Source organism: Amycolatopsis sp. cmx-4-83 (assembly GCF_046548815.1).
In the GTDB taxonomy this organism is placed as follows: domain Bacteria; phylum Actinomycetota; class Actinomycetes; order Mycobacteriales; family Pseudonocardiaceae; genus Amycolatopsis; species Amycolatopsis pretoriensis_A.
In genome coordinates this window covers 433,255-445,316 of record NZ_JAEBEF010000001.1, presented here as the reverse complement: position 1 = coordinate 445,316, position 12,062 = coordinate 433,255, and the positions used below count along the sequence as shown (strand labels likewise).

Sequence of the window (12,062 nt, the reverse complement as noted above, 5' to 3'; positions counted from 1 at the left end):
GCGGCGCCGTGGGGCATCATGGTCACGTGGCGGAGCAGCGCGATGACGGAAAGCCGGGCTCGGAACTCGAACCGGCGGGCTCGAACGCACCCACACCCCCGGGCGGCACCCCAGCGCTCCCGCAGCCGTCTGGGCAGCCGCCGGTGGACCCGGCGCAGCTGGAGCAGTTCCGCCAGTTCCAGCAGTTCCAGGACTACCTGAGGTTCACCCAGTCCCAGCAGGGCAACCAGCCGGCTCCTCCACCGGACGCCGGCTTGGTCCAGGCGCCACCGCCCCAGCCCCCGGTGATCCCCCCGGGCTACCAGCTGGTCCCGGCCGAACGCCGCCGCGCCCCGAGGTGGCTGAGCTGGCTCGGCAAGAAGGTCATCGCGTGGGTCCTGGCCCTGGTCATCCTCGGGGTGGCGGGAACGTGGCTGTACAACCACTTCTTCCCGAACGACAAGGCAGAGGACACCTCTACTTTCGTGCAGCACGGCGGAGGCAAGTACCACACGAACCAGACACTGCCGACCGATCCGTTCCAGGCGGTCCGGGCGATCTACGATTCGATCGGCAAACCGGACGCGGAACAGAGCAAGATCGACCGGGTGTGCCTGTCGATGAGCGAGGAAGCGCAAGCCCAGTTCGCCCGCGACCTCGGGTACGCGGACTGCGCCACGGCCGTGCCCGCTCTGGCCAAGCAGGTCGATGACATGACCTCGTACATCTACGCCGTCCATTCCATCTCAGGCATGACGTACGGCGATCCAGTGACGATCCACTCATGCTGGTACGACATCCGGGGTGGCCCGAAACTGGGTAGTTTCACCCTCGCGAAGGTCGAGATGGGTCAGTGGCTGATCATCGGTCACTCCACCGAACCGGACGCCTGCCCTGCTCCGCCCACCGCCACGCGTTGACGACCCACCGCTGACTCAGCGCGGGTGTGGCGCCGACAGGAACGCCACCAGCGCCTCCGAGAACGCCGGGGACATCACCGCCGTCATGTGGTCGCCCGGGATGCGGACCAGCCTGGCTCCGGCGATCGCCGCCGCCAAGCGCTCCGGTTCCGCGGCCAGCTGGTCCTGGTCGCCCGCCAGTACCAGCGTCGGAACTCCGATCGCGGACAGGTCCAGGTGGCCCTCCTTCGACGCCAGCGCCACCGCCGCCAGTGCGCGGCGGTCGCCACCGACCGCGTCCGCCAGCAGCCGGAACGGGACGCCCGACGGCGGGACCGTCGACGGGTCCTCCGCCAGCAGCGCCGAAGCGATGTCCGCCGGCTTCACCACGCGCAGGTCGACGCCGCCGAAGTCGACGATGCCCGAGCCGACGCCGCCCGTGGCCAGGCAGCGGATGCGCTTGTCCGCGGCCGTGGCCGTCAGGGCGATGATCGCGCCCATCGAGTAGCCGACCATCGAGACCTCGTCGAGGGTCAGTTCGTCCAGCAGGGCCGAGACGTCACGGGCCATCGTGTCTTCGGTGTAGCAGGACTCGTCGTGCGGCTTCTCCGACCGGCCGTGGCCGCGCGCGTCCAGGGAGATCACGGTGAAGCCGGCCGAGCGCAAAGCGGCGACCACGCCGGTGGAGATCCAGTTCGCGTTCGTGTCGGCCGCGAAGCCGTGTTGGAGCAGCACCGGGCGGTGGGCGCCGTCGCCCTCCCACACGGTGTAGTTCAACCGGAGGCCGTCGAACGACGCGAAAGTCGGCATGGCGTCCATCAGACACGAAGAAAGGGCGCCCCCGCAGTAAGCGGGGACGCCCTTTCTGGTGATCTCAGACTCAGACCGCAGCTTCCTCGGAAAGGAGGTTGCGGGTCCGCAGCGGGTCGACCGGGATGCCCGGGCCCATCGTCGTGGTGAAGGTGACCTTCTTGAGGTAGCGGCCCTTCGCCGAGGACGGCTTGGCGCGGAGGATCTCGTCCAGCGCGGCGGCGTAGTTCTCGACCAGCTTCTCCGTGTCGAAGGAAGCCTTGCCGATCACCAGGTGCAGGTTGGCCTGCTTGTCGACGCGGAAGTTGATCTTACCGCCCTTGATGTCCTTCACGGCCTTCTCGACCGCGGGGGTCACCGTGCCGGTCTTCGGGTTCGGCATCAGGCCACGCGGGCCGAGGATGCGGGCGATGCGGCCCACCTTGGCCATCTGGTCCGGCGTCGCGATCGCGGCGTCGAAGTCGAGCCAGCCACCCTGGATGCGCTCGATCAGTTCGTCGGTGCCGACCGCGTCCGCACCGGCGGCTTCGGCCTCGGCGGCCTTGTCGCCGACGGCGAAGACGATGACGCGGGCGGTCTTACCGGTGCCGTGCGGCAGGTTCACGGTGCCGCGGACCATCTGGTCGGCCTTGCGGGGGTCCACCCCGAGACGCATCGCGACCTCGACGGTCGCGTCCATCTTGGTCTTGGAGGTCTCCTTCGCCAGCTTCGCAGCCTCGAGCGGCGCGTAGAAACGCGACTTGTCGATCAGCTCCGCAGCCTGGCGGTAAGCCTTGCTGTGCTTGGTCATGCTTCTGTCCCTAACTTCGAAAACGGATCAGTGTGGTGACGAGCCAGCACTAGGCTCTCCCACGGGTAACGCTGCAGACGTCAGGCGTCGACGACCGTGATGCCCATCGACCGGGCAGTACCGGCGATGATCTTCGCGGCCTGGTCGATGTCGTGGGCGTTAAGGTCGGTCTCCTTGGTCTTGGCGATCTCGCGGACCTGGTCCCAAGTGACCTTGGCGACCTTGGTCTTGTGCGGCTCGCCGGAGCCCTTCTCGACACCAGCGGCCTTGAGCAGCAGGCGCGCGGCCGGCGGCGTCTTCAGCTTGAAATCGAACGACCGGTCTTCGTAGACGGAGATCTCGACCGGGACGACGTCCCCGCGCTGCGACTCGGTCGCGGCGTTGTAGGCCTTGCAGAACTCCATGATGTTGACGCCGTGCTGACCCAGCGCCGGGCCGACCGGCGGCGCGGGGTTGGCCGCACCCGCCTTGATCTGCAGCTTGATGATCGCCGCAAGCTTCTTCTTCTTGGGTGGCATTTCTTTTCCTGTCCTGTACTACGTTCCCCGCGTACCTGCCGTGGACGCGGGGACTGCGGCCGAGAAGGCCGGCCGTCAGATCTTGGAGACCTGCGTGAACGACAGCTCGACCGGGGTCTCCCGGCCGAAGATCGACACCAGGACCTTCAGCTTCTGCCCGTCGACGTTGACCTCGGAAATCGTCGCCGGCAGCGTCGCGAACGGGCCGTCCATGACGGTGACCGACTCGCCGATCTCGAAGTCGACCTCGACGGCCGGAGCGCCCAGCGGCGCGGACGCGGCGGAGTCACCCTTGCTGGCCTTGGCCGGGGCTTCCTTCTCGACCTGCGGGGCGAGGAACTTCAGCACCTCGTCCACGGTCAGCGGCGACGGCCGCGAGGTGGCGCCGACGAACCCGGTGACACCCGGCGTGTTGCGCACCGCGCTCCACGAGGCGTCGTTCAGGTCCATCCGGACCAGGATGTAGCCGGGCAGCACCTTGCGCTGCACCTGCTTGCGCTGGCCGTTCTTGATCTCGGTGACCTCTTCGGTCGGAACCTCGATCTGGAAGATGTAGTCCTCGACGTCCAGGGTCTGGGTCCGGGTCTCGAGGTTGGTCTTCACCTTGTTCTCGTAACCGGCGTACGAATGCACGACGTACCACTCGCCGGGCGCGGCGAGGAGCTCGGAACGCAGCTTGGCGACCGGGTCCTCGTCGTCGGCCTCGGGCTCGGCGGCCTCGTCGGTCACGTCGTCGTCGGCGGCGGCCTCGTCGGAAGCGCCGTCGTCATCGGAAGCGGCTTCGTCGACCTCGTCGGACACCTCGACGGGCTCCAGGTGCTCGGACTCCTCGTCACCGAGTGCCGCGTGCACCTGCTCGTCGGAAAGCTCGGTCAGGTCGTGACCGGCTGATGTGCCGTTGTCGGAGGTCACGTTCCGTCCTCTCAGTTGATCATTCCGGGTCGGTCGGGCCGGCCCGCGCGGCACGGCGGCGGGTCAGCCGAAGATCGCGCCGATGCCCTTCTTGAACGCGAAGTCCAAGACGCTCACCAGGGCCACCATGAACACCACGAAGACCAGCACGACCGCGGTGTAGGTGACCATCTGCTTGCGGTTGGGCCAGATGACCTTGCGCAGCTCCGCCCACACCTCGCGGATGAAGCGCACCAGCCGCGCGAACACGGAGGCCTTCTTCGCCTTCTGGTCCCGCTTGGGAGTCGGCGCGCCCTTGGCGTCGGGGGCGGACTTCTCCCCCGACTTCCCGGCCGGGCGGGTCTTGTCGTCCGCACGTGCCGCGGACTTGCCCGCCGGACGAGCGGTCGCACGGCGCTCACGCCGGGCGGCAGCTGTGACGGGACGGGACGGGTTCTCGGGCTTCTGCCCGCTTCCGTCCTGCTCCTGCTCGCCGCCGCTGGCGTCGCTGTCGCTCACGACCACTCCTCCGCTCCACCAGTTCCGTTACGCAGGGGTGACAGGACTTGAACCTGCAACCTGCGGTTTTGGAGACCGCTGCTCTGCCAATTGAGCTACACCCCTGTGGAGCCCCGATCGCTCGAAGCCCCGGAGGACACATTCCAGCATCCCCACCATCCAGGCGGGGATGACCGTAGTGCGTTCCAAGTCCCGAAGTCTACGGCAAGCCTCACGAGAGCCCGCAACCGCGCCCCCCGATCGACCGCCGAACCCCGGTCGGCCTGCGGAACACTCCCCGCCGGCGACGTGATCATGCCAGGATGTCCGCCATGACGGACACCCCCGGTCGGATGGTGGTGGCCGGGACGCGCCTCGGGCTCGCGCTGCCCCAGTACGGCGCCCTCGCCGACCCCGCCGCCGTCGCGCGCTTCGCGACCGCCGCGGAGGACCTCGGCTACGGGTCGCTCTGGGTCGGCGACCGGATCCTGACGCCGCGGGAGCCGTCGGACCTCTACCCGGGCGGCGGAACGCCGGAGCACCCGTACCCGGAAGAGTTCGAGACCTTCGCCGACCCGTTCACGACGCTGGCCACCGCGGCCGCCGTGACCCGGACGGCCCGCCTCGGGATGAGCGCGCTGACCGGCCCGGTCTATTCCCCGGTCCTGCTCGCCAGGGCCCTGACCTCGCTCGACCTGGCCAGCTCGGGACGGCTGGACGTCGGCTTCGGGCTGGGCTGGCTGCGCGAGGAGTACTTCGCGACCGGGGTCCCGTGGGCGGGCCGGGGCAAGCGGCTCGACGCGGTCCTCGACGCGCTGGAGGCGTTGTGGACCGGCGACCCGGTGGCGCACGAGGGCCCGCAGTGGCGGATCGCGCCGTCGACGGTGGGCCTGCGCCCGGCGCAGGAACCGCGGCCGCCGGTGCTGCTCGGCGGGTTCTCCCCGCCGGCGCTGGCCCGGGTCGGGCGCCGCGCGGACGGCTGGCTGGCCGGGTGGATGCCGAAGCAGTACCTCGACGGCCTCTGGTCGGTCGCCCGCGATGCCGCCGAGCAGGCCGGACGCGACCCGGACGCGCTGCGCCGGGTGCTGCGGATCAACCCGCGGCAGGGCACCGGCGTCGAGACGGTCGCCGACGTCCTCCCCTGCCTCGACGTGGCCGCCGAGCTGGGCATTTCCGAGGTGCTCGTCGACCTGCACTACGTCGCGCGGGACGTCGACCGCGCCCTGGAGCTGGCCGGGGACCTCATCGCCAAGGCGGGCTGAGCGCCAGGGAAAATGTGACGCAAGTCTCTCTTACCCAGCAATAGTTCTATTATAGTTAGAACTATGTTGGTCCGGATCGATCCCAGCTCCACCGAGCCGATCTTCGAGCAGGTGGCGGCGTCGCTGCGCCGCTCGCTGGGCGACGGCAGCCCCGCGCCCGGGGAGCAGCTGCCGCCCGCGCGGGAGCTGGCGGCGTCGCTGGAGATCAACGTCCACACCGTGCTGCGGGCGTACGCGCTGCTGCGCGACGAGGGCCTGATCGACCTGCGGCGACGCCGGGGCGCGGTCGTGCTCGGCGGCGCGTCGTCGCGGGCCCGGCTCGCCGAGCTGGCCGGGGAACTGGTCCGCGAGGCCAAGCGCGCGGGCGTCGGCCTGGAGGAACTCACCGGGGTGCTGAAGGAGAAGTACACATGACCAAGCTGATCCGGGTCCTGCTCGCCACCGCCGTGCTGCCGGGCGCCGCGCTCGCCGTCACCGGCGTCCTCGCCGACGCCTGGGCGGACCGCCTGCCCGACCCCCTCGCGACGCACTGGAACGGCGGGCCGAACGGCTCCACCCCGTTCACGGTGTTCGTCACCGCGTGCCTGGCGCTCGGCGCGGTCGCCGTCGTTGTCCTGGCGACGTCGGGGGTCACCGCGCTGCGCCGGGGCCGGCCGCTGCCCCGCCTGACCGTCGGCGTGGGCGCCGCGTTCGCCGCCCTGCCGTCCGCGGTGCTGCTTTCGGTGCTCGTCCCGAACCTCGACGCGCCGGACTGGCACGCGGCGGGCACCGGCGTCACCGTGGTGTTCTTCATGCTGGGCGCGGCCGTCCTCGGCGCGGTCGCGGCGGTCGTGGGCGGCCTGCCGTCGCCGGTCCGCGAAGAGTCGGCCCACCGGCCGAGCGTCGGGCTCGAACCGGGTCAGCGCGCGTTCTGGTCGGGCCGGGCGGCGAACCCGGCGATGCTCTGGGCGCTGCTCCTGGTCCCCGTCGCGATCGGCTTGCTGCCGGCCGGGCTCCCCTGGCCGACGGCCGCCTGGATCGCGTTCGTCGGCGCCGCGGTCACCGCGCTGACGTACCGGCTCAAGGCGACCGTGGACGCCAAGGGCGTGACGATCCGCTTCGGCCTCCTCGGCTTCCCCTGGCGGCACCTGAAGCTGGCGAGCATCCGCGAGGCGACGGCGCGCGACCTGGCGACGTTCGGCGACGGCGGCCTCGGCCTGCGCTTCAACCCGGTGACCGGCACGACGGCGTACAAGGTGCGCGGCGGCCCCGCGCTGGCGTTGTCGCTGGAGAACGGCCGGAGCGTGCTGGTCAGCGTGGACGACCCGGAGACCGGCGCCGGGCTGGTGAACGACCTGATCGCGCGGCGGATCACCCGGATTGGCTAGCTCGCCGGGCGCACTCCTTCGGTAGAAACGAAGAAGTGGCGAAGAAAAGCGGTGGGGGCGGCTGTCTCGTCGTCGTACTCGTACTCGCACTACTCGGCTTCGGGTACTACAAGTGGCAGCACGGCTCGTCCTCGGCACCACCGGACGGCGCGGACACCGGCGGCGGTTCGGGCCGCTACGTGGCGCTGGGCGACTCGTACACGTCGTCGCCGCGCACCGGGCGGCAGGCGGGCACCCCGGCGGGCTGCGAGCGCTCGGACGACAACTACCCGCACGTGGTCTCGGCGAAGCTGAAGCCGGCCCAGTTCGCCGACGTCAGCTGCGGCGGCGCGACGACCGCGCACCTGACGGCCCCGCAGAAGACGGGCAACGGCACGAATCCGGCGCAGCTGGACGCGGTCACGAAGGACACGACGCTGGTGACGATCGGCATCGGCGGCAACGACGTCGGCTTCTTCGCGTACGCGGCGGGCTGCGCGACGGCGCACTCGACGGCGTCACCGTGCAAGGACAAGCTGACCGCGGGCGGCCACGACCAGCTCGCCGAGCGGATCGACGCGGCCGCCCCGAAGGTCGGCGCGATCCTGGACCGCATCCACACGAAAGCCCCGAAGGCGAAGGTGGTGGTCGTCGGCTACCCGACGGTCCTCCCGGACGGCGACGGCTGCTGGCCGATCCTCCCCTTCGGCAGCGGCGACATCGCGTACTTCCGCGAGGAGCTGGGCAAGCTGAACAAGATGCTCGAGGACCAGGCGGACGCCCACCGCGCGGGCTACGCGGACACGGCGACCCCGGGCAAGGGCCACGACGTCTGCTCGGCGTCGGACACGCGGTGGGTGGAGGGCCTGCTGCCCGCCTCGCCGGCCGCCCCGCTGCACCCGAACGCGAGGGGTGAGCAGGGCATGGCCGACGCGGTGCTGTCGGTGCTGAAGCTGCCTTAGCCGGTCTGCCGAGGCGTAGGGGCTCAGGTGCGGACGAGTGCCTGGGGCTTCCCCAGCACCGTCTTGCCGTCGAACTTCACCACGAGGTCGATCCGCGCCGTGCCGTCGTCCTTGACGTCGCCGACCTTCCCCGTGATCTCCACCAGGGCGCCCTCCGGCGTGTTCGGGACGACCACCGGGCGGGTGAAGCGGGCGCTGAAGTCGACCAGGCGGCCCGGGTCGCCGAGCCAGTCCGTCACCACGCGGCCGGCCACCGCCATCGTCAGCATGCCGTGGGCGATGACGTCCGGGAGGCCGACGTCCTTCGCGAACGCCTCGTTCCAGTGGATCGGATTGAAGTCGAGCGCCGCGCCGGCGTAGCGCACCAGCTGTTCGCGGGTGATCCGGACCTCGAGGGCGGGCAGTTCGTCGCCGGTGTTCACGCGTCCTCCCCCCGCACCACGAGCTGGGCGCGCGTGGTGGCGATGTGCGCGCCGTCGCCGTCGGTGATTTCGGCGCGCAGGTTGATGAAGTCGTTGCCGGCCCGGGCCATGATCCGGTCGATGTGGGTCGTCAGCAGCAGCGTGTCGCCGGCGTGGGCCGGGCGGCTGTAGGTGAACTGCTGGTCGCCGTGGACCATCCGCGAGTAGTCGAGGCCGAGCTCGGGGTCCGTGACGATCGAGTTGATCGACGCGAGGTTGATGATCGTGAGGAACGTCGGGGGCGCGACGACGTCCGGGTGACCGGCCGCCCGGGCCGCCTCCGGGTCGCGGTAGAGCGGGTTGGCGTCGCCGATCGCGTCGGCGAACTCCCGGATCTTCTCCCGGCTCACTTCGTAGCTGGTCTGCGGCGGGTAGACCCGCCCGGTGAACGACTCGTCCAAAGGCACGCCGGCCAGGCTACCAACAGCAAAGAGCCGCCCAGGTGGTCCTGGGCGGCTCTTCGAAGCTGGTGTGAACGCGCTACGTCAGCGGGTTTCCTTGTGCGTCCGGTGCGTACCGCAGTTCGGGCAGAACTTCTTCATCTCCAGGCGATCCGGGTTGTTGCGCCGGTTCTTCTTGGTGATGTAGTTGCGGTGCTTGCACTCTTCGCACGCCAGCGTGATCTTGGGTCGCACGTCGGTGGCAGCCACAGCGTTTCCTTCTCTCTCAGGTCCGGGGGCCAGCCCCGTCGTTACCGCGTAGCGGTGGCCGGACTTGAACCGGCGACACAGCGATTATGAGCCGCTTGCTCTGCCAACTGAGCTACACCGCCCTTACATGACCCAAGCCGCGACACGCAGGCGTGACGCGGCTGAGGTCGTGAGCCCCTTTACGGAATCGAACCGTAGACCTTCTCCTTACCATGGAGACGCTCTGCCGACTGAGCTAAAGGGGCCTGGCCTCTCGCGAGGACTTGGAAAGGTTAGCAAGCCCCGTCACCCGGCCGTGCAACCGGGGTCGATTAACCCGAAAACCTCAGGTCAGCAGGGTCAGCACGGTCTCCGAGTGCCGCCCCGGCGAGCGCGCGGTGCGGGCCTGCAGCCACGCCTCCAGGCGGTCTTCCGGCAGCGGCCGCGAGATCAGGTAGCCCTGCGCGACGTCGCAGCCCATCGCCTCCAGCTGGTCGCGGGCGACGTCCTCCTCGACGCCTTCCGCCACCACCGTGAGCCCGAGCGAATGGCCGAGCTCGACGATCGAGCGGACCACCGCGAGGTCGCCGAGGTCGGTGCCCATGCCGAGGACGAAGCTCTTGTCGATCTTGACCTGGTCGACCGGCAGCTGCCGCAGGTAGGCCAGCGACGAGTAGCCCGTGCCGAAGTCGTCCACCGCCAGCACGATGCCCAGCGAGTGCAGCTCGCGCAGGATCGGCAGCGCCTTCTGCGGGTCGGACATCACCCCGGACTCGGTCAGCTCGAACGTCAGCAGCTCCGGCGGGATGCCGTGGTGCTCCAGCTCGCGGGCGACCTTGTCCGGGAAGTCCTCGTCGGCCAGGTTCCGCACCGACAGGTTCACCGCCACCGAGATCCGCAGGCCTTCGTCGAGCCACTTGCGGCAGCGCTTGAGCGCCTCGCCGAGCACGAACGACGTCAGCACGCCGATCAGGCCGGCCGCCTCGATGGCCGGGACGAACTCGTCCGGGCCGAGCCGTCCGAACTCCGGGTGCACCCAGCGGACGAGCGCCTCGACGCCGGCCACCTGCCGGTTCGGCAGGGTGATCTTCGGCTGGTAGTGGACGCTGACCTGGCCGTCCTCGAGGGACTGCCGGAACTGCGTGACCATCTGGAAGCGGCGCAGGAAGATCTGGCCCATGCTCGGCACGTAGCCGCGGACCTCTTCGCCGCCCTTCGTGGCGCGGACGGCGACGTCGGCGCGCTGCAGCAGGCCTTCGATGTCGACGACGTCGCCCGACTCCTCGGGGGTCGTCGTCGCGTAGCCGATCATCGCGTTCGCCTCGACCGAGAGCCGGTCGACCGGGTACGGCGCGGAAAGTCCTTCGCGCAGCCGTTCCGCGGCGTCGTGGGCCTCCTCCGGCGGGCAGCCGACGAGCAGGGCCGCGAAGGACGCGCCTTCCAGCCGGGCGAGCGGGACGTCGGGGCCGAGCGCGTCGCGGATGCGGCGGGCGGCGGCGATGACCATCCGGTCGGCCCACGCGTAGCCGAGCGCGTCGCTGACCGTGGAGAAGACGTCGAGGTCGATGCGCAGCACCACGGCGTGCGCGTAGTCCCGCAGCGGTTCCTTCGCCACCTGCCGGAAGCCCAGCCGGTTGAGGTGCCCGGTGAGCGGGTCGTGGTAGGCGTCGTGGCGCAGCGTCGCCAGCAGCCGCCGGTTGTCCAGCGACGTCGCGAGGTGGCTGGCCATCGTGCCGAGCAGCTGGACGTCGTACTTGCCGAACCCGCGCCAGCGCGAGAGCCGGTCGTGCGCCTCGACGACGCCGAGCAGCTGGTTCGCGCTGCGCAGCGGGACGACGAGCGCCTCCTGCGCGCCGCGGTCGAGCAGCGCCGCGCGGACGTCGGGGTTGGCCTCGGTGATCCGGAAGTGCCGGACATGCGCGCCGGGCAGCCGCAGCAGCGGGTCGTCGGCGGCGGGGTCGGCGGGCGGCAGGTCGTCGCCCGCGACGACGACCCGCAGCGGGTCCTTCGCCTCGAGCCGCAGCCGGAGCACGACGCGGCCCGCGGCGAGCTGGTCCTTGATGCGCTCGGCGATCGTCGCCCACTCGCGGACGTCGACGCCGCCGACGAGCTCGTCGGCGCGGCCGGCCGGGCGGGCCGCGGCCAGCTGGCCCGAACGGGCGACCATCAGGCTGACGTCGGAGAGCGCTTCCATGTCCCGCTGCTCCCGCAGCAGGTCCGAATAGGCCCAGTACAACGCGGTCAGGCCGAGGAAGACGGCGAGCACCAGCGGCCACGCCTTGGGCGTGTTCGAAATGACGAGGTAGCCGGAGAGGCCGACGGACGCGTTGACGAACCCGACGACCAGGATCCGCGCGGTGAGCCGGACGGCGGTGCTGACCCGCATCCGGCGCCGCAGCACGCGGACCGCGGCCAGCGCGAGCAGCGTGCTCACCAGCGGCGCGGTCAGGGTGCCCGCCAGCGCGGCGACCCACGGGAACTTGTCGCCGCCACCCGCGCCGACGGCGTACTTGACCAGTCCGGCGACGGCGAACGCGCCGGTGATCTCGAGCAGGAACGCGCCTGCGTTGTAGAGGACGCGGCCGGAGACCTTCCGCGCGAGCAGCGTGCCGATGCCGGCGACCAGGTGCGCGGCCAGCACGACTTCGAACGGCGCGACGAAGAACCCGATGACGAGCGGGATCTCGGTGAAGGAGATGGTCCACGAGATGCCGCTGCGGACGTCGACGTTGATGCCGAGCTGTTCGGCGAGCAGGAACGCGACCGCGAGAACCGGCCCGATCCAGAGCAGCTTGCTGTCCCAGTGGAACGGTTGCCACGAGCCGACGGCGAACGCGGCGACGAGCCCGAGGCTCAGCACCGCGAAGGTGTACACGCGGAAGCGGCGTTCGTCCGTGCGGGCTTCGGCGGAGGCGGCGGGTTGGGGTGGTGTCCCGGAAGCGGCTCCCGGCCCGGGCTGCGCCTGCGCGACGGCGTCGCCGTGGGCGTTGGTGTCCGGCATCCGACCTTCCCTCCCA

Annotated in this window: 14 protein-coding genes and 3 tRNA genes; 5 read left to right on the top strand and 12 right to left on the bottom strand. The window is 70.5% G+C overall.

Annotated features, from left to right (window positions below):
• The first annotated feature begins 143 nt into the window (after positions 1-143).
• Positions 144-899: a hypothetical protein gene (locus ACLJQM_RS02310; protein ID WP_410629999.1), complete on the top strand. Its 756-nt coding sequence runs from the start codon at positions 144-146 to the stop codon at positions 897-899.
• A 15-nt stretch (positions 900-914) separates the two neighbouring features.
• Here the strand turns inward: ACLJQM_RS02310 and ACLJQM_RS02305 are convergent, their stop codons facing one another.
• The 6 genes from ACLJQM_RS02305 to ACLJQM_RS02280 form a co-directional block, all read right to left on the bottom strand.
• The gene (locus ACLJQM_RS02305) at positions 915-1,688 is read right to left on the bottom strand and encodes an alpha/beta fold hydrolase (RefSeq protein WP_360768151.1); all 774 of its coding nucleotides are present in this window, start codon (positions 1,686-1,688) and stop codon (positions 915-917) included.
• Between the two features lie 70 nt (positions 1,689-1,758).
• The gene (gene rplA, locus ACLJQM_RS02300; protein WP_247015153.1) at positions 1,759-2,478 is read right to left on the bottom strand and encodes a 50S ribosomal protein L1; all 720 of its coding nucleotides are present in this window, start codon (positions 2,476-2,478) and stop codon (positions 1,759-1,761) included.
• Between the two features lie 80 nt (positions 2,479-2,558).
• Positions 2,559-2,996 carry a 50S ribosomal protein L11 gene (gene rplK / locus ACLJQM_RS02295; RefSeq protein WP_003079266.1) on the bottom strand — a complete coding sequence of 146 codons (438 nt, stop codon included), beginning with the start codon at positions 2,994-2,996 and terminating at the stop codon, positions 2,559-2,561.
• A 75-nt stretch (positions 2,997-3,071) separates the two neighbouring features.
• Positions 3,072-3,908 carry a transcription termination/antitermination protein NusG gene (gene nusG, locus ACLJQM_RS02290; RefSeq protein WP_360768148.1) on the bottom strand — a complete coding sequence of 279 codons (837 nt, stop codon included), beginning with the start codon at positions 3,906-3,908 and terminating at the stop codon, positions 3,072-3,074.
• A 63-nt stretch (positions 3,909-3,971) separates the two neighbouring features.
• Positions 3,972-4,412 (bottom strand): preprotein translocase subunit SecE, encoded by a 441-nt coding sequence (secE, locus tag ACLJQM_RS02285; protein ID WP_247015158.1) that lies wholly within the window; start codon positions 4,410-4,412, stop codon positions 3,972-3,974.
• A 26-nt stretch (positions 4,413-4,438) separates the two neighbouring features.
• A tRNA-Trp gene (locus ACLJQM_RS02280) sits at positions 4,439-4,511 on the bottom strand.
• 206 nt (positions 4,512-4,717) lie between these two features.
• On the opposite strand from ACLJQM_RS02280, the gene ACLJQM_RS02275 reads away from it, so the two are divergent.
• The 4 genes from ACLJQM_RS02275 to ACLJQM_RS02260 all read left to right on the top strand — a co-directional run bounded on the left by ACLJQM_RS02275 (position 4,718) and on the right by ACLJQM_RS02260 (position 7,955).
• The gene (locus ACLJQM_RS02275; RefSeq protein WP_410629995.1) at positions 4,718-5,647 is read left to right on the top strand and encodes a TIGR03619 family F420-dependent LLM class oxidoreductase; all 930 of its coding nucleotides are present in this window, start codon (positions 4,718-4,720) and stop codon (positions 5,645-5,647) included.
• A gap of 63 nt (positions 5,648-5,710) precedes the next feature.
• Entirely contained in the window at positions 5,711-6,061 is a 351-nt protein-coding gene (locus ACLJQM_RS02270; protein WP_410629993.1) for a GntR family transcriptional regulator, read from the top strand.
• On the top strand, positions 6,058-7,014 hold the full coding sequence (locus ACLJQM_RS02265; RefSeq protein ID WP_410629991.1) for a hypothetical protein: 957 nt from the start codon (positions 6,058-6,060) through the stop codon (positions 7,012-7,014). The genes ACLJQM_RS02270 and ACLJQM_RS02265 overlap by 4 nt, the downstream gene beginning before the upstream one ends.
• 35 nt (positions 7,015-7,049) lie before the next feature.
• A complete protein-coding gene (locus ACLJQM_RS02260; RefSeq protein ID WP_410629989.1) occupies positions 7,050-7,955 on the top strand; it encodes an SGNH/GDSL hydrolase family protein in 906 nt (301 codons plus the stop codon).
• Between the two features lie 23 nt (positions 7,956-7,978).
• Here the strand turns inward: ACLJQM_RS02260 and ACLJQM_RS02255 are convergent, their stop codons facing one another.
• The 6 genes from ACLJQM_RS02255 to ACLJQM_RS02230 form a co-directional block, all read right to left on the bottom strand.
• Entirely contained in the window at positions 7,979-8,377 is a 399-nt protein-coding gene (locus tag ACLJQM_RS02255; protein WP_247015169.1) for a MaoC family dehydratase, read from the bottom strand.
• Positions 8,374-8,823 carry a MaoC family dehydratase N-terminal domain-containing protein gene (locus tag ACLJQM_RS02250; protein WP_247015171.1) on the bottom strand — a complete coding sequence of 150 codons (450 nt, stop codon included), beginning with the start codon at positions 8,821-8,823 and terminating at the stop codon, positions 8,374-8,376. Before ACLJQM_RS02250 ends, ACLJQM_RS02255 begins: the two co-directional genes overlap by 4 nt.
• Positions 8,824-8,901: 78 nt before the next feature.
• Complete coding sequence (rpmG, locus tag ACLJQM_RS02245; protein ID WP_005152047.1) at positions 8,902-9,066, bottom strand: 50S ribosomal protein L33; 165 nt, start codon at positions 9,064-9,066, stop codon at positions 8,902-8,904.
• Positions 9,067-9,115: 49 nt separating this feature from the next.
• A tRNA-Met gene (locus ACLJQM_RS02240) sits at positions 9,116-9,188 on the bottom strand.
• 50 nt (positions 9,189-9,238) lie between these two features.
• A tRNA-Thr gene (locus ACLJQM_RS02235) sits at positions 9,239-9,311 on the bottom strand.
• A gap of 80 nt (positions 9,312-9,391) precedes the next feature.
• A complete protein-coding gene (locus ACLJQM_RS02230) occupies positions 9,392-12,046 on the bottom strand; it encodes a putative bifunctional diguanylate cyclase/phosphodiesterase (RefSeq protein WP_247015173.1) in 2,655 nt (884 codons plus the stop codon).
• Positions 12,047-12,062: the final 16 nt, after the last annotated feature.